Source organism: Hwanghaeella sp. LZ110 (assembly GCF_048892525.1).
Lineage (GTDB): Bacteria > Pseudomonadota > Alphaproteobacteria > UBA8366 > Aestuariispiraceae > Pacificispira.
Map to the genome: position 1 here is coordinate 23,439 of NZ_JBLZHT010000014.1, position 15,306 is coordinate 38,744.

Here is a 15,306-nt window from a genome sequence, read left to right on the forward strand (position 1 = left end):
AATTTAGGTACTTCGGCCTTCCCCAACCGAGCCCCTGTGGTCGTTAGTTCAGATCAGACACGTTTCCAGTCGAAATCCGCCTTTGTGCCACTGCCGAACTGTTTCAATGCACCCTTTTCCCCCACTGCATTGGGTCGAATGAAGATCCAGTTCTGCCAGGCAGACAGACGCCCGAAGACCTTGGTCGCCATATTTTCCTGACCACCAAAGCGCAGATTGGCTTCCATCCCGGTCAAGGCATCGGGCGACAGCGCGGCGCGTTCCTCAATGGCAATGCGCAACTCGTCATCCCAATCCAGATCATCCGGGGCAAAGGTCACCAGACCCGCCTCTTCCGCTGCGGCCGCATCGAACGGTTTCCCGATTTCTTTCTTCAAGCGGTCGTGAATATCAGGCTCCGCCATGAAGCGGGTCTGCAGACGGCTGAGGCCATTGACCTCTTCCAGGATACCAAAATTCATCTCCCCCAGGATCAGCTTGGGTTCGTCATCGGGCTGATCCGGCAAGGCCAGCATGTAAGACCGGTCGGCACACAGGGCCAGTTCCAAAAGGGAGCCTGCAAAGCAGCTTCCTTCTTCGATTACTGCGAACATGCTGCGGGATGTGACATCCAACCGGCCGAAAGTCCGGCGCATCATGCCCAGCACTTCGGTTACGAACCAGTTATCCGCATTGTCCAACACAGCCTTATCCGCCGCCAGAACCTTGTCAGCGTCGCCCTGAGTCTTCAGCAGCCACAGGCCAACTTCTTCGTGATTGGTACGCAGCATCAGGATGGCATCATCCAATTCACGCGCCATCGCCAAGGGCCACCAGTCCATACCCTGCTTCAGGATTGTATCGATATCCGACGGTACGTCTTCAGCCGGCGCCTTGACCGTCAAGGATACGGTGCGCCCTTCTGCGTCCAGCGTCACATCGACATTGGGATAGCTGTAACCGTCATCCCGAATTTCACGGGCGACCGGGGTCATCTTAATGCCTTCGGCCTTGCTGGGTCGTTTGCTGTCCTTCGCCAGTTCAGCGGCGCGGGCATTCACCTTTTCCATAAAGCTTTGCTTGGGCGCGATATGATCGACCAGGTTCCATTCCTTGGCGCGTTGACCGCGAACGCCTTCAGTAGACGTGCAGAAAACATCTGCCAGATCGCGGCGCATTTTACGCTTTTCGGTCAGACGGGTCAGGCCACCTGTACCAGGCAATACGCCCAACAGGGGCACCTCTGGCAGGCTGACTGCGCTGGAACGATCATCAATCAGGAAAATTTCATCACAGGCCAGCGCCATTTCATAGCCGCCCCCTGCCGTCACGCCATTACAGGCCGCAACGAATTTCAGGCCAGAATGTTTCGAGCTGTCTTCAATGGAGTTACGGGTCTCATTGGTGAACTTACAGAAATTCACTTTCCAGCCATGGGTGGACTGGCCCAGCATGTAGATATTCGCGCCCGCACAGAACATGCGATCCAGGCCGGACGTCACAACAACCGTTTTAACGGTTGGATGTTCAAACCGCACGCGCTGTAAAGCGTCATGCAATTCCATGTCCACACCCAGGTCATAGGAGTTCAGCTTCAGCGTATAGCCGGGGCGAATGCCGCCATCCTCATCCACTGTCAGGGTCAGGGTCGCGATATCACCATCGACATCCAGCGACCAGTGTTTATAGCTTTCCGGATCGCGGTCGTAGATAACCAGATTTTCGTAAGGCATTTGAATCCCTTCCTACCGAACCCTCAGTGGCCCGGCTCTTTTTGATTGGCTAAACTGCACTATAATGCATTTTCAGAAGATGACAAGGAACTATAGTGCTTGTTTTTGAAAAAGACAGACCCTCCCCAACCATGACCAGTCGAGTTTCAAGGGTGTTTAAACATAGGAATGAGGCTAAAGACGGGCACCGGATACTGTGTCAAACAGACGCAATTTGTCAGCATCAGCCGTCAGCGTCAGGCAATCTCCGTCCGGTAACTGTGACTCACCCGGATAACGAAGGGTAAAGGTTGGTCCCCCCTCTTCCGGTCGGGTATGGATCAACGTATCCGCCCCCAGATGTTCGATCAGATCGATCTTCACTGACAGGCTCAACGCATCAGGAGCACCGCCCTCCCCGTGCGCCAAACGCAAATGTTCCGGTCGCAAACCCAATGTGACCTCAGGCATATCTGCCTTGTCGAGCAACCCTTGAGGCAAGGCCAAATGCCCCCCGTCCTTGAAGGAAATACCATTATTCTCCAGACGGCCCGGCAGCAGGTTCATCGCTGGTGTTCCGATGAATCCAGCAACGAATAACGTGGCCGGATCGGAATAAAGCTCCATCGGCGTGCCAATCTGTTCGGCTTGTCCCTTATTGAGAACGATCAACCGGTCAGCCAGGGTCATGGCCTCCACCTGATCATGGGTAACATACAGGCTGGTCACGCCCAGTCGACGCTGCAGGCGTTTAATTTCAACACGCATATGAACCCGCAGCTTGGCATCCAGATTGGACAGGGGCTCATCGAAAAGGAACGCCTTGGGTTCGCGCACAATCGCCCGGCCCATCGCAACACGCTGGCGCTGTCCACCCGACAATTGGTTCGGGCGACGATCCAGATAGTCACCGATCTCAAGTATCTTTGCGGCTGCCTGAACCCGGCGCTCAATATCCGCCTTCGGTACACCCCTGTTCCGCAATCCATAGGCCAGATTGTTATAAACACTCATATGCGGATACAGCGCGTAGTTCTGAAAAACCATCGCGATATCTCGCTCAGAAGGGGAGATATCATTAATCCGCGTGCCGTCGATCTGGACTGCACCCTCGGTTATGGTCTCAAGCCCGGCGACCATGCGCAACAGGGTGGACTTACCACAGCCCGACGGACCCAACAGAACCAAAAGTTCCCCATCCTGAACATCAATGGACACGCCCCGCACGGCGTGGGCCCCATTATCATACCGTTTTTCAACATTTCGGATGGATACAGTTGCCATGCTATTTCTCACTTTCCAGAAGGCCACGGATGAACCAGCGTTGGAAGATCAGGACAACCAAGACGGGCGGAATAACAGCCAGAATGGCCAGGGCGAAGGCTTCCTGCACCTGGGGTATCTCTCCCCCCTCATAGAGCATCTGAAACGCCTGTTTGATGCCAATGACGATGGTGTAGAGTTGATCATCCGTGGTCATCAGCAAGGGCCAGAGATATTGATTCCATCCCACAACGAACATGATGATAAAGATGGCCGCGATCATCGTTTTGGACAGCGGCAGCAGGATATCAATGAAGAACCGAATTGGTCCCGCCCCATCCAAGCGTGCTGCCTCCAGCAATTCATCCGGCACTGATTTGTAAAACTGGCGAAAGAAGAATGTCCCCGTCGCCGATGCGATCAGAGGCAGGATCAACCCGGTATAGGTATTCAACAGACCAAGATGCGCCACCACCGCATAGGACGGCACGATGCGCACCTCCAGAGGCAGCAACAGGGTCAGGAAAATCAGCCAGAACATCGGCTGCGCCAGACGGAACCGGAAATAGACGATGGCATAGGCCGCCAGCATGGAGATCACGATCTTACCCACCGCAAAACCAAGCCCCAGCACCAGACTGTTCATCAACATGCGCGCCGCATTCGACGTCTTTGTCACGCCGCCTGTTTCAAACAGAACTGTCTTATAGGTGGCCCAGAACTGATCCCCGAACCAGACCTGTAGCCCATGACGCAACAATGTTTCTGGCGTATGGGTCGAACTGGCAAAGGCGACCCACAGCGGCAGGATCAGAAACAAACAGCCCAGAATGAGAATGACGTGGTTGAGGATCGTGCGCATCAGTAATGCACCCGTCTTTCAATATAGCGGAATTGGAATAGCGTCAGCACCAGCACCATCAACAGCAAGATGACTGATTGTGCGGAACTGCCCCCCAGATCCGCCCCCAGGAACCCATCCGTATACACTTTATAAACCAGCGTGTTCGTGGCCCCGCCAGGACCACCCTTTGTGGTGACATCAATGATTCCGAAGGTTTCAAAGAAGGCATAGGTGATGTTGATCACCAGCAGGAAGAAAGTGGTTGGCGCCAACAGCGGAAAAGTGATCGTCCAGAAGCGCTTCTCCGCGCTGCGACAATCCAACATTGCCGCCTCTTGGACGCCTTTCGGGATGCTCTGCAAACCAGCCAGGAAGAAGATGAAATCAACAGACACCTGCTTCCAGATGGCGATCAGTATGACCATGAAACCAGCGTCAAAACCGTCAGTCGCCTTATCGAAATCCCATCCCGTGGCATTCAGAAACTTGTACAAGTCTCCGACCAGTGGATTGAACAACAGATTGCCAATCAAACCGGCAACCGGCGCAGCAACAGCATAGACCCAGATCAGGAGTGTCTTATAGGTGCTTGCACCCCGAATAACCTCATTCGCGCGGGTCGCCAGCAACAGCGCTATGGCCAGGGAGCCCAACGATACAATAATGGAAAACAGCATGGTAAACCCAGCGGAATGAACCCAATCCGCATCGAAAACCATATCTTCATAATTCCGAAACCAAACAAACCGGCTGGATAATCCGAACGCATCTTCTAACAAAAAGGATTGATAAACAGCCTGTGCTGCGGGCCACAGAAAAAAGACGCAAATGATGCCGATCTGCGGTAGCAGCAACAGATAAGGCAACGAGGATTTCTCAAATTGGACGCGCTTCATGTCGCGACTCTCTAATTGTATCGACCGGGGAGGAATGACCCATAACGGGCGACACGCAAAACTGCGCATCGCCCGCCACGGACCAAATCATACCGATTAGTTATAGGTATCTTTGAAACGGACCAGCAGCTCGTTGCTGTCCTTTTCAATGGCATCGAAACCTTGATCGACCGTTTCCTGGCCGTTCAGGATTTGCTCAAAATTCTTGTACATCACTTCGCGAATTTGGACGTAGTAGCCAAGGCGATAGCCCTTGGTCCATTCGCCACCGGGCTGGCTCAACTGCAGAATGCCGATTTCAGCATCCGGTGCTTCCTTGTAATAGCCAGAGGTTTTCGCCAATTCATAAGCATCATTGGTGATCGGCACATAGCCGGTTTCCTTATGCCAGAAGAATTGGGTTTCCGGCTTGGTCAGATACTCAAAGAACTTCGCGGTCGCTTCGTATTCCTTGTCGCTGTGACCGGACATGACGAACAAAGCAGCCCCACCGATGAAGGTGCTCTTGGGCTCTTCAATCAGGCCCTTCCAATAAGGCAGATAGTTGGTGCTGAAATCAAAAGTCGCAGACTTGCGCAGGCCACCGAAGGAGCCTGACGACCCCAGCCACATCGCAACCTTGCCCTGGACGAAGGCATCCTGGTTTTCACCCCAGCCACGGCCGTAGTAACCATACCAGCCCTTATCCAGCCATTCTTTCATCTTCGCCCAATGCATTTTCAGATCCTTGTTGTTGTAAAGGATCTTCACATCGGTTGAATCGAAACCGTTATTGGCGGTTGCCATTTGGATGTTGTGACGGGAATGAAAATTCTCGGCAAAAATCCAAGGGCTATGGCTCTGAGCCATCGGGACATATCCCGCTTCCACCAGTTTCGGGGCGATGGCTTCAAACTCTTCCCAGGTTGTCGGTGCCGACACGCCCGCTTTCGCCAGCGCTTCCTTGTTGGCATACAGCAACGGCGTGGAAGAGTTGAACGGCATCCCGATCATCTTGCCATCGCTATCAGCATAGAAGTAACGAACACCCGAGATATACTTGTTCACATCAAAGCCGACGCCATGTTCTTTCAACAGATCGGCCACCGGATAAACAGCGCCCGGCGCATTGATGATGGTCGCCGCCCCAGCGTCAAACACCTGAATAATGTCTGGCTGTTGACCCGCGCGGAACGCAGCAATGCCTGCTGTCATCGTGTCTTCGTAGCCGCCCTTATAGATGGAGGTCAGCTTCACGTCGCTCTGGCTGGCGTTGAATTCTGCTGTGATTTGATCAACCACTTCACCAAGGCGCCCGCCCATGGCGTGCCAGAAGGTGATTTCCGTCGTCTCTGCCTGGGCGTTGCCCGACAGGCCCATAACCGCTGCCACTGCTGCGGCAAACAAACTACTGCGTCGCATCCGCTGTCTCTCCTCAAAAAGGTCGCTGGTAGGAACTTCATTTTCAGAGCGGACGGATTTCGAACGCCCCCCAATTCATTCCGTATGGAACAGAGACCCTTTAAAGGGGTTAGAAGACACTTCCATGTAGCGATCGTGACGGCCACGTTAATCCTGTATTGCAGAAATATGGTACGGCACGTTCAAGCGCACCGGACTTCGGGGTTAGTAAATCCGTGCGCCACATGGGAACCATGTCGCAAGAATTTCTGAAATTGGTGATTTTGCGATACCTTACCCTGGATAATTATGGGACAATCATCCAAGTTTTAAGCCACTCCGATCCAACACTTGGGTGAACAGATAAAATGTCGACATTGCCCGCAGAAGAAATGCAATCCGCCGCCAAATTTTATCGTGAACACGGTTATGCCATCATTAAAGGGTTTGTCAGCGGCGATGACCTTATGGATATGCAACGAGAAGCGGCTTCAGTTTATGCCGAGGGTCTGACGCATCATATGACCTATTATAATGGCAACCTCGCTTTTGACATTCTGCCGGAAAAGCATTTCGGAAAACGCTATGTCCAGCATGCTTATTGGTTTTCCTGGGTGAATGACTGGTTTGCACAGCACCGCCGCAGTGAGCGCATGCGCGCCCTGCTGGAACCCATTATCGGCTGTGATGTGAAACAACTGGTGGAACAACTGCACTGGAAACCACCAGGCGCCAGCAAGACAGGCTATCGCTTTCACCAGGACTATCGGTTCCGCCCAAATCCGGAACAATATCAGGATATCGTCGAAAACAGCGTTAATGTCGGCATTGCGATCGACCCTTGCCGGAAAGAAAACGGCTGTTTGCGCGTGTTTCCAGACAGCCACAAGCTTGGGTATCTGGGCCTAGCCGATGATGGCGACGGCACCATAATGAATGGCCTGTCGACCGATGAAGAATTAATCCGCAAGGGTTTGGATCCCAACGACATGCTGTATGTCGAATTGGAACCCGGCGACGCCGTAATCTGGAGCCTGCTGACCGTCCATGGATCGATGCCAAACATGTCAGACCGTGATCGAGCCTTCGCGATTTCCAGTTATGTCCGCGCCAGCGCGTCCCCAAATCGCGGGGAATGGGCGTTTCGGGATGGCGTGTCGATTCCCCTTGGCGCCGTGCCACAACCTTGCAAGGATGGGCTCAATCGACCTCTCGGCGGCGTTTATGAAGACAGCGAATGGTATTTAAACGACAAAGCCTAGCAGCCCTTCTTGCGCTTGGGGGTTTCATGACCCCTGCCGTCCCTTCGGCGGCGCAAGCCATTGACTATGTCCTGGCCATCAGTTGGCAACCCGGCTTTTGCGAAATGCGGCCCGCCGTGCCTGAATGCCAAAGTCAAACCGCCGATAGATTTGATGCGACCCATTTCACCCTGCATGGCCTGTGGCCGGAACCACGAGGGAACTTCTATTGCGGGGTCCCTCCCCATGATCAGGAACTGGATCGGCGCACGCAATGGCAGGCCCTGCCCGTTCTCCCGTTAAGTGCAGAAACACGGCAGCATTTGGATCAATCAATGCCGGGTACGCAATCCGGGCTGCACAGGCATGAATGGATCAAGCATGGCACCTGCTCAGAGATGCCGACGCCGGAAGCCTACTTTCAGGAATCCCTAAGGCTGTTAGCTGCCCTCAATAACTCTCCGCTGCAGGCCTTGTTTCAAGACGCGATCGGTTCGACTTTATCTGGCGACGCAATCCGCGCGGCCATTGATAACGCCTTTGGCGAGGGTGTGGGGGAGAAAGTACAAATCATCTGCAAGTCAGTCGGCCCCCGAGACTTGATCGTAGAATTGCGGTTCAATCTAAAAGGTCCGCTGAAGGATCGTGATTTCAAAGCAGCCCTTCAAAGCGCCACCTCACGCGATCCCGGTTGTCCCGGTGGTGAGGTGGACGCCGTCGACTAAATACCCACACGTTCCTGACTTCAATGACATCTAGAACATCCGGTGCATACAAGTTACGGATGAGTGAAAATTCCCCGGATTGCGGGCATTCACAATTCGTCTTAAGAACGACAGATCAACATTCCTCGCTTGGAAAGTGGCGCGCTATGGGCCTTATCAGTGTATCGCATGATGATTGCTATCTGACACTCGATTGGGACGGAAATCGGCAAACCAAACATGCCTTGATCTGGATGCGGGATAATGATCCCAGTGGCTTTCACCCCACAACGGGAGAGCGCGTGTTAGATCTGCTTTCAGTGCCGGAGAACCCCCAATTGGTTGCCGGCACGGTGGAGGCCAATGAATTGAACCTGACATGGTCAGATGGGCATACAAGCCGCTTCACCGAAGCCGATCTCGTCACCCGGATCAGCGCCCCGGCAGGTAGCCGCACAGACACCCCGGTGCGCGCCGAAAGTTGGGATGGGTCCTTTGCAAATCAGATCCCCAGACATTCTGCGGACTCCATCTTAAAGGACGATAAAGGCCTATTGTCTTGGCTGGAGGATTTGACGAAATGGGGCCTGACCATCGTCGAGGAAGTGGCCTGTGAAACAGGCGCGATGGAATCGGTTTGTCGCCGCGTGGCGCATTTAAGGGAGACGAATTTCGGTCTGACCTTTGATGTGCGCTCCATCCCTAAACCCAATAACCAAGCCTATACCGCCGACGCCCTGCCGCTGCATACCGATTTGACGAACCAGGAAACACCCCCTGGCTTCCAATTCCTGCATACCCTGCAAAACGATGCGCAGGGCGGCGAGTCCCTCTTTGCCGACGGCATTCGTATGGCGGAGGATTTGCGTAAGGCAGACCCAGAGGCTTACCGGATGCTCACAGAAATTTCGATACCCTGCCGTTTTCATGATGACAGTTTCGATATCCGCTATCGCCGCCCCATCATTCGGGAAGATCGCAATGGGCAGCCGGTTGAGGTCAATTACAATGCCCATTTAGCCGACTATCTGGATTTGGAGCCAGAAGAAACCATCGCCTTCTACCATGCCTATCGCGCCTTCATGCGGCTAACCCGCGATGCGCACTATCGCATAGAAATGAAAAGCAGGTCCGGTGACATGGTGGCCTTTAACAACCGGCGCACCTTGCATGGGCGCAACGCCTTTGACCCCAATACAGGCGCGCGCCATCTGCGCGGATGCTATCTGGACTGGACCGATGTCATGAGCCGCATTCGGGTGCTTCAGCGTTAGCGCTGGATGTTAGCCGCCAGATACTGGCGCAGAACCGTTCTGGTCACTTGCTCAATGGCGGGATCAATCCCCGTTAGACCAGCCACCCAATTGCAGCTGCCAGCATGGAAGACTTTCCCCGTTCCCTTCGAAAACTCCACGATCATGCCATTGCCGCGCAAGGTATCCGCACAGGCCTGCGCGCTGTCGGTGCCATAGCGCAGTTGGGCAATAAATTTCGTTTCCATATCCCCGATGAAGGCAGGATAGTCCGGCTCTTCCGGTCCAGGCACCTCCCCCGTCGTAGCCAGGCCCAGCGCCAAAATGGTCAAATTTTCCGGGACCGATATGCCCTCTGCCGGTTCTGGCAGGCCGTGCCGAATGATGTAATCCAGCCCATCGGTTTCATAACCAAAGGCACCGCTGGGCTCCCCCAACAGATCGCCATAGCCAAGGCCTGTGCCTTCAAACGCCCAATGGTCCGGCCGATAGAGGGGAAAGCCCCGGACACCCCGCACACCGCATTTGCCCCAACCCGCATAGATGCCCCAACTGCCCTCCAGTCCAAAGGTCAGCGCCCCGGGACGCCCAATGATGGACGCCTCCCAGGCGGTGGTGGTCAGATGCGGCGTTGTGGATCGGGCCATCGGATCGGTCTCTACCGCCTCATATTTGTGGCAGGTTTGTTGGCGCGCGGCGCTGTCCAGGCGGCATTGCCAAAGAAAGTTCCCGGCAAAGCGAGCGATCCGGCCACCCCTTTCAACATAATCGTCGACCGCGTCCCGCATGTCCCAGGTCCAGTATTCATCATGACCGACAAAGGCACAGCATCCATACTGAGGCAGAATTTCTGGATGATCGACCAAATCACTCTGGGCAATCAGATCAACGGCCAGGCCTTCCTTCTCCGCCCAGCGCCAGAAGTGGCTTTCATAGCTGGCCCAGCCCGCAGAGGCATATTTTCGGCTGTGGCCCGTCTGATAGGCCCATTCCATATGAGGATAACGCAGCGGCGCACCATAGGCGGGCGGTTCCGGCAATCGCACACGCGGTGCATCCGCTGGCAGCGACACGAACCCCTTATCAAAGGGACGATTCAGGCTGACCACCGGGGCATAGTGATCCCTGTTCGGTCCACAGAGTCCATCATAATGATTGGAACCACCCCAGGAATTATAGGCCCACCATGTGCAGGTAGAAGCCACCAACAACAACCGCCCCTGCCCCTTTGCCCGTCGTTGAGTTTCAGTGCTTGGGCGCACTAGCAACAGCCCCTCGCTTTCGACAGCAACCGATCCATCGTCAGAAAGTCCCCGTGCCACCAATCGATAAGCACCCGACGGCCAATCCTCCGCCACCGGCACCACCACAGTTTCGGTCCAATCGCAGCCCTCGACAGAACAATCCTCAGGGGCTGCCTGCCACAAACCGTCTTGTTTGCCAGATTTCCAGACGACCGTAGGCGAAACTCCGTCGCGCAGGGCAATCACGTCATAATGGGGCTGATTGGTGGACACGAACAGGTGCACATGATCGCCGGGGGCGGCACTAGTCTGATCGCAATAGATCCAGACTTGTGGCGATGCATCCGCCGAATCCGCTGTCTGATAGCGTGATTGCAACACGGCAGCGCGCCGCGATGCCGCATCCATGTCCAGATCCATCATCCCCCCGGACAGAATGTGTTTATGAAGGCAGCCTCACCCGATTTGGTAAAGGCCACGATGCGGCTTCCAGCAGGTCGGGAGGCCCATCCCTTTTCAAACACATGGTCCAGGACCGCTTTGCCCAAACCGCCCGCCAAATGCGTGCGCCGCATGCTCCAATCCAGACAGGATTTGCACAGGGGACGCTTTGACTTCTGCAAGGGCTGAAAATCTATTCCAACGGATTGATAGAAATCCGTTCCGGCTTGGGTGATATCCAGCGCGTCCTCCGTCTCAATCAGGAAACCCTGTGCTGTCGCATAATCCAACATCTGCACACCCAATGCGCCTGCCAAATGGTCATAGCATACGCGGGCTTGACGCAATTCCGGGTCTTTCGGGCCGGTCCGGGTGCGCAAGAAACCATTCTTAGCCGCAAGGCCCATCAGCCCTTCCAGCACCAGGCCGACATCATGGTCTGCTAACGAGAAATAGCGATGACGCCCCTGTTTGCGTTGCCGCAACAGGCCCCCCGCCTCCAGTTTCGATAGATGACCACTGGCGGTCTGGGCTGTAATCCCGGCCTCTTGCGCCAATTCGGTTGCAGTCAGGGCCATACCACTCATCAACGCGGTCAGCATATTTGCCCGCGCCGGGTCGCCAATCAGGGCGGCAATTTGGGTGAAGTCAGGTCCATCTTTCATACTTCGATCCTAACCGAAGCATTCTCGTCTGTCAGTATGCAAAAACAGGGCTCACAGAAAGGGAGCCCAACCATGATTACCTGTTTCATCCGCTATCACATCGACCCGACGAAGAGGGCACAATTCGTACAATATGCCCAGAATTGGGGACAAGCCATTCCAAGATGCGGCGCTGATCTGATTGGCTATTTCGCGCCGCATGAAGGGTCCAGCACGCTGGCTTACGGGGTATACACAATTGAAAACCTGGCCGCCTATGAAGCCTATCGCGCACGCCTGAATGCTGATCCATTGGGCAAAGAAAATTACGCGTTCGCTCAGAAAGAAAAGTTTCTGCTTCGGGAAGACCGCACCTTCCTGACACTGGCTTCAAGCCCGCACGGATCAAAGGTGGTTCATGACAAAGGATAGGGCAATACGGCACTGATAGAATACACCACTCCCGTTCATGACTTCGCTACAAGTCTTGCCACTGCCGCCCGTTTCGCCTAAGTCCTGTGGCTCGCTTTAAGCTTTAGAGGATATAGGGTTATGCGCGCGGAAACGCAGGCTGTGGTAGATGAACTCAAGCAGTCATTGGAACTGCTGAGGAGGCATCTTTGACTGGGATGTTTCAACAAAACGCCTGGAAGAATTAAACGCGCGCGTCGAAGACCCGACCTTGTGGGATGACCCCACCGCCGCGCAAAAGGTGATGCGCGAGCGTTCCTCTCTGGAAACCCGGATTTCCGGCTTTCTGGATCTGGAATCCGGCCTGAATGACAATGTAGAGATGATCGAGCTGGCCGAGGCTGAAGGCGATGAAGGCCTGATCACCGAAGCGGAAAATGCGCTGAGCGGCCTGCGCGATGTCGCCGCCAAACAGCAGTTGCAAAGCATGCTGTCGGGTGAAGCCGACGGCAATGACTGCTTCCTGGAAGTCCATGCCGGTGCGGGCGGGACAGAATCCCAGGACTGGGCGGAAATGCTGCAACGGATGTATCTGCGCTGGGCCGACAAGCGCGGCTTCAAGACCGAGATGCTGGAAGAAAGCCCCGGCGAAGAGGCGGGAATCAAATCCACCACGATCCGCATTCAGGGCGAAAACGCCTATGGATGGCTGAAGACCGAAACGGGCGTGCATCGGCTGGTGCGAATCTCCCCCTATGATTCCAATGCCAGACGGCATACAAGTTTCTCATCCGTGAAGGTCTATCCCGAGATCGATGATTCCATTGACGTTGAAATCAACGATGGTGACCTGCGCATTGATACCTATCGCGCGTCCGGCGCGGGGGGGCAGCACGTCAACCGGACCGATTCCGCCGTGCGTATCACCCACATCCCCAGCGGCATCGTGGTTCAGTGTCAGAATGACCGGTCACAGCATAAGAACCGTGCCCAGGCCATGAAGATGCTGACATCGCGCCTGTATGAGGCAGAATTGAAACGCCGAGAAGCCGCAGCTCAGGACGATTTCCAGGCGGAAACAGAAATCGGCTGGGGACGGCAGATTCGCTCCTATGTGCTGCAACCCTATCAGATGGTGAAAGACCTGCGCACCGGCGTGGAAACCAGCAATACCGGCGGCGTTCTGGATGGCGATATCGATGCCTTCCTGGAAGCGTCCCTGGCCTCGAAACTTGAAGGCGGCACCACATCCGTCGAAGACCTGGATTGATAATGATGACCGATATGGTTGAGACAGCGACAAGCGAAGAAGACGACCGCCATGACTTTATTCGCGACAAGGTCCGCAGCGATCTTGCCAATGGCATCGTCAAACAGGTCGTCACCCGCTTTCCCCCGGAACCCAATGGCTATCTGCATATCGGTCACGCCAAATCGATCTGCCTGAATTTTGGCATTGCCCAGGAATTTGGCGGTCGCTGTAACCTGCGCTTTGATGACACCAATCCGATCAAGGAAGAACAGGAATATATCGACGCGATTGAAGAGGATGTGCGCTGGCTAGGATTCAAATGGGATGGACAGCCCTGCTTTGCCTCCGACTATTTTGAAACCTTCTATGGCTATGCCGTCCACCTGATCAACAACGGCAAGGCCTATGTTGATGACCTGAGTCCCGATGAGATCCGCGAGTATCGGGGCACGCTGACGGCACCGGGCAAACCCAGCCCCCATCGGGACCGCAGCGTCGAAGAAAATCTCGACCTGTTCGCAAAAATGCGCGACGGCGTGTTCCAGAATGGCGAGAAATGTCTGCGTGCGAAAATCGACATGGCGTCGGGTAACATCAATCTGCGCGACCCGGTCCTGTATCGCATCCTGCACGCCAAGCATCCGCGCACGGGAGACACATGGTGTATCTATCCCATGTATGATTTTGCCCATGGTCAAGGCGATGCGATCGAAGGCGTGACCCATTCCCTGTGTACCCTGGAATTCCAGGATCACCGCCCGCTGTATGATTGGTTCATCGAAAACCTGCCGGTGCCATCGCGCCCGCGCCAGACCGAATTTGCCCGCCTGAATGTCACCTATATGGTGCTGTCCAAGCGCAAGCTGATCCAATTGGTGAAGGAAAACCATGTATCGGGATGGAGCGATCCCCGCATGCCGACCATTCGCGGCCTGCGCCGCCGGGGTGTGCCCGCTGCGGCGCTGCGCAATTTCTGTAAACTGATCGGCATGACCAAATCCGACAAGGTCATCGAATATCAGATGCTGGAATTCTGCATCCGGGAAGAGTTGAACAAATCCGCGCAACGCCGCATGGCCGTTTTGGAGCCACTGAAGGTCACCCTGACGAATTATCCAGAAGGCGAAACCGAATGGCTGGACGCGGTCAACAATCCGGAAGATCCAGACGGCGGCAGCCGCCAGGTCCCCTTCTCGCGCACGCTGTATATTGAGCAGGCCGATTTCATGGAAGATGCGCCCAAGAAATTCTTCCGCCTGAGCATCGGCCGCGAAGTGCGCCTGCGCTGGGCCTATTTCATCACCTGCACCGATATGGTCAAGGATGCCGATGGCAATGTCATAGAACTGCTGTGCACCTATGATCCCGCCACCAAGGGCGGCGATGCACCAGACGGCCGCAAGGTGAAGGGCACGTTGCATTGGGTTTCCGCCGATCACGCGGTCGACGCGGAAATCCGCAACTACGACCACCTCTATACCCGCCCCGATCCAGGCGCAGAGGGTGATCCGATGGACGACCTGAACCCCGACTCGCTTTCCATCGCAACGGCCAAGCTGGAACCCAGCCTGACCGAAATCCCGGTCGGCGAAACCGTCCAGTTCGAACGCCAGGGCTATTACTGCGTCGACCCCGACAGCACCACCGACAAGCCCGTCTTCAACAAAACCACCGGCCTGCGCGACAGCTGGGCCAAGGCCCAGAAGACGGGGTAGGGTCGCACTATCGGGGGGTACCATTGTCACCCCTCTCATCTTTTACCCCCCTTGAGAGGTGGGAATCTCCATCTTTTACTCCTCCCACCTTGAGGGGGGAGCCTCATCTTTAACTCCTCCCCCTTGAGGGGGGGGAGCCTCATCTTTAACTCCTCCCTCCTTGAGGGGGGGAGCCTCATCTTTAACTCCTCCCCCCTTGAGGCAGGGCTATCGCATATGAGCGAAGAGCTTTGTGAGGAAGGCATCATCCCATCCGGCGCGTTTGATTTTGCCCTTGATGGAGCCTTTGTCGTCATTGGCTTTGATGATGTTGAGGGCGAGCTTGCG

Annotated in this window: 13 protein-coding genes and 1 pseudogene; 6 read left to right on the plus strand and 8 right to left on the minus strand. The window is 55.1% G+C overall.

Annotated features, from left to right (window positions below):
- Window positions 1–53 precede the first annotated feature (53 nt).
- The 5 genes from boxC to ACOSDM_RS19545 all read right to left on the minus strand — a co-directional run bounded on the left by boxC (window position 54) and on the right by ACOSDM_RS19545 (window position 6,095).
- Entirely contained in the window at window positions 54–1,712 is a 1,659-nt protein-coding gene (gene boxC, locus ACOSDM_RS19525; RefSeq protein WP_420726222.1) for a 2,3-epoxybenzoyl-CoA dihydrolase, read from the minus strand.
- A gap of 174 nt (window positions 1,713–1,886) precedes the next feature.
- Window positions 1,887–2,975, minus strand: a complete 1,089-nt coding sequence (locus ACOSDM_RS19530) for a sn-glycerol-3-phosphate import ATP-binding protein UgpC (protein ID WP_420726223.1) — start codon at window positions 2,973–2,975, stop codon at window positions 1,887–1,889.
- Window position 2,976: 1 nt separating this feature from the next.
- Window positions 2,977–3,816, minus strand: a complete 840-nt coding sequence (gene ugpE / locus ACOSDM_RS19535) for a sn-glycerol-3-phosphate ABC transporter permease UgpE (protein ID WP_420726224.1) — start codon at window positions 3,814–3,816, stop codon at window positions 2,977–2,979.
- On the minus strand, window positions 3,816–4,694 hold the full coding sequence (locus tag ACOSDM_RS19540; RefSeq protein ID WP_420726225.1) for an ABC transporter permease subunit: 879 nt from the start codon (window positions 4,692–4,694) through the stop codon (window positions 3,816–3,818). Before ACOSDM_RS19540 ends, ugpE begins: the two co-directional genes overlap by 1 nt.
- Window positions 4,695–4,790: 96 nt before the next feature.
- Window positions 4,791–6,095, minus strand: coding sequence for an extracellular solute-binding protein (locus ACOSDM_RS19545; RefSeq protein ID WP_420726226.1), 1,305 nt, complete (start codon window positions 6,093–6,095; stop codon window positions 4,791–4,793).
- A 347-nt stretch (window positions 6,096–6,442) separates the two neighbouring features.
- Between ACOSDM_RS19545 and ACOSDM_RS19550 the strand changes: the two genes are divergently transcribed.
- The 3 genes from ACOSDM_RS19550 to ACOSDM_RS19560 all read left to right on the plus strand — a co-directional run bounded on the left by ACOSDM_RS19550 (window position 6,443) and on the right by ACOSDM_RS19560 (window position 9,293).
- A complete protein-coding gene (locus ACOSDM_RS19550) occupies window positions 6,443–7,336 on the plus strand; it encodes a phytanoyl-CoA dioxygenase family protein (protein ID WP_420726227.1) in 894 nt (297 codons plus the stop codon).
- 26 nt (window positions 7,337–7,362) lie between these two features.
- On the plus strand, window positions 7,363–8,040 hold the full coding sequence (locus ACOSDM_RS19555) for a ribonuclease T2 family protein (RefSeq protein WP_420726228.1): 678 nt from the start codon (window positions 7,363–7,365) through the stop codon (window positions 8,038–8,040).
- Window positions 8,041–8,186: 146 nt separating this feature from the next.
- The gene (locus ACOSDM_RS19560; protein ID WP_420726229.1) at window positions 8,187–9,293 is read left to right on the plus strand and encodes a TauD/TfdA family dioxygenase; all 1,107 of its coding nucleotides are present in this window, start codon (window positions 8,187–8,189) and stop codon (window positions 9,291–9,293) included.
- Here the strand turns inward: ACOSDM_RS19560 and ACOSDM_RS19565 are convergent.
- Together ACOSDM_RS19565 and ACOSDM_RS19570 are read right to left on the minus strand one after the other, a co-directional pair.
- Window positions 9,290–10,924, minus strand: coding sequence for a N,N-dimethylformamidase beta subunit family domain-containing protein (locus tag ACOSDM_RS19565; RefSeq protein ID WP_420726230.1), 1,635 nt, complete (start codon window positions 10,922–10,924; stop codon window positions 9,290–9,292). The two genes, ACOSDM_RS19560 and ACOSDM_RS19565, sit on opposite strands and share 4 nt — an antisense overlap.
- Window positions 10,925–10,935: 11 nt before the next feature.
- Window positions 10,936–11,622: an ArsR/SmtB family transcription factor gene (locus tag ACOSDM_RS19570; RefSeq protein WP_420726231.1), complete on the minus strand. Its 687-nt coding sequence runs from the start codon at window positions 11,620–11,622 to the stop codon at window positions 10,936–10,938.
- A gap of 72 nt (window positions 11,623–11,694) precedes the next feature.
- Between ACOSDM_RS19570 and ACOSDM_RS19575 the strand changes: the two genes are divergently transcribed.
- From ACOSDM_RS19575 to ACOSDM_RS19585, 3 genes are all read left to right on the plus strand, one after another.
- The gene (locus tag ACOSDM_RS19575) at window positions 11,695–12,033 is read left to right on the plus strand and encodes an NIPSNAP family protein (protein ID WP_420726232.1); all 339 of its coding nucleotides are present in this window, start codon (window positions 11,695–11,697) and stop codon (window positions 12,031–12,033) included.
- A gap of 120 nt (window positions 12,034–12,153) precedes the next feature.
- Window positions 12,154–13,282, plus strand: a protein-coding gene (gene prfB, locus ACOSDM_RS19580; protein ID WP_420726233.1) for a peptide chain release factor 2 whose coding sequence is annotated in 2 segments (ribosomal slippage) — window positions 12,154–12,222 and window positions 12,224–13,282 — 1,128 coding nt in all. Because the reading frame shifts where the segments join, the coding sequence is not laid out codon by codon here.
- 2 nt (window positions 13,283–13,284) lie between these two features.
- Entirely contained in the window at window positions 13,285–14,979 is a 1,695-nt protein-coding gene (locus ACOSDM_RS19585; RefSeq protein ID WP_420726234.1) for a glutamine--tRNA ligase/YqeY domain fusion protein, read from the plus strand.
- Window positions 14,980–15,186: 207 nt separating this feature from the next.
- On the opposite strand, the pseudogene ACOSDM_RS19590 reads toward ACOSDM_RS19585, so the two are convergent.
- Window positions 15,187–15,306 (minus strand): annotated as a pseudogene (locus ACOSDM_RS19590) (ISAs1 family transposase); the annotation flags it as partial.

What these genes read in the sequence shown, in the direction of transcription:
- ACOSDM_RS19575 (WP_420726232.1), top strand. Translation starts at nt 11,695, where the DNA reads ATGATTACCTGTTTCATCCGCTATCACATCGACCCGACGAAGAGGGCA.
- boxC (WP_420726222.1), bottom strand. Translation starts at nt 1,712, where the DNA reads ATGCCTTACGAAAATCTGGTTATCTACGACCGCGATCCGGAAAGCTAT.
- ACOSDM_RS19545 (WP_420726226.1), bottom strand. Translation starts at nt 6,095, where the DNA reads ATGCGACGCAGTAGTTTGTTTGCCGCAGCAGTGGCAGCGGTTATGGGC.
- ACOSDM_RS19540 (WP_420726225.1), bottom strand. Translation starts at nt 4,694, where the DNA reads ATGAAGCGCGTCCAATTTGAGAAATCCTCGTTGCCTTATCTGTTGCTG.
- ACOSDM_RS19585 (WP_420726234.1), top strand. Translation starts at nt 13,285, where the DNA reads ATGATGACCGATATGGTTGAGACAGCGACAAGCGAAGAAGACGACCGC.
- ACOSDM_RS19570 (WP_420726231.1), bottom strand. Translation starts at nt 11,622, where the DNA reads ATGAAAGATGGACCTGACTTCACCCAAATTGCCGCCCTGATTGGCGAC.
- ACOSDM_RS19555 (WP_420726228.1), top strand. Translation starts at nt 7,363, where the DNA reads ATGACCCCTGCCGTCCCTTCGGCGGCGCAAGCCATTGACTATGTCCTG.
- ACOSDM_RS19560 (WP_420726229.1), top strand. Translation starts at nt 8,187, where the DNA reads ATGGGCCTTATCAGTGTATCGCATGATGATTGCTATCTGACACTCGAT.
- ACOSDM_RS19565 (WP_420726230.1), bottom strand. Translation starts at nt 10,924, where the DNA reads ATGGATGCGGCATCGCGGCGCGCTGCCGTGTTGCAATCACGCTATCAG.
- ugpE (WP_420726224.1), bottom strand. Translation starts at nt 3,816, where the DNA reads ATGCGCACGATCCTCAACCACGTCATTCTCATTCTGGGCTGTTTGTTT.
- ACOSDM_RS19530 (WP_420726223.1), bottom strand. Translation starts at nt 2,975, where the DNA reads ATGGCAACTGTATCCATCCGAAATGTTGAAAAACGGTATGATAATGGG.
- ACOSDM_RS19550 (WP_420726227.1), top strand. Translation starts at nt 6,443, where the DNA reads ATGTCGACATTGCCCGCAGAAGAAATGCAATCCGCCGCCAAATTTTAT.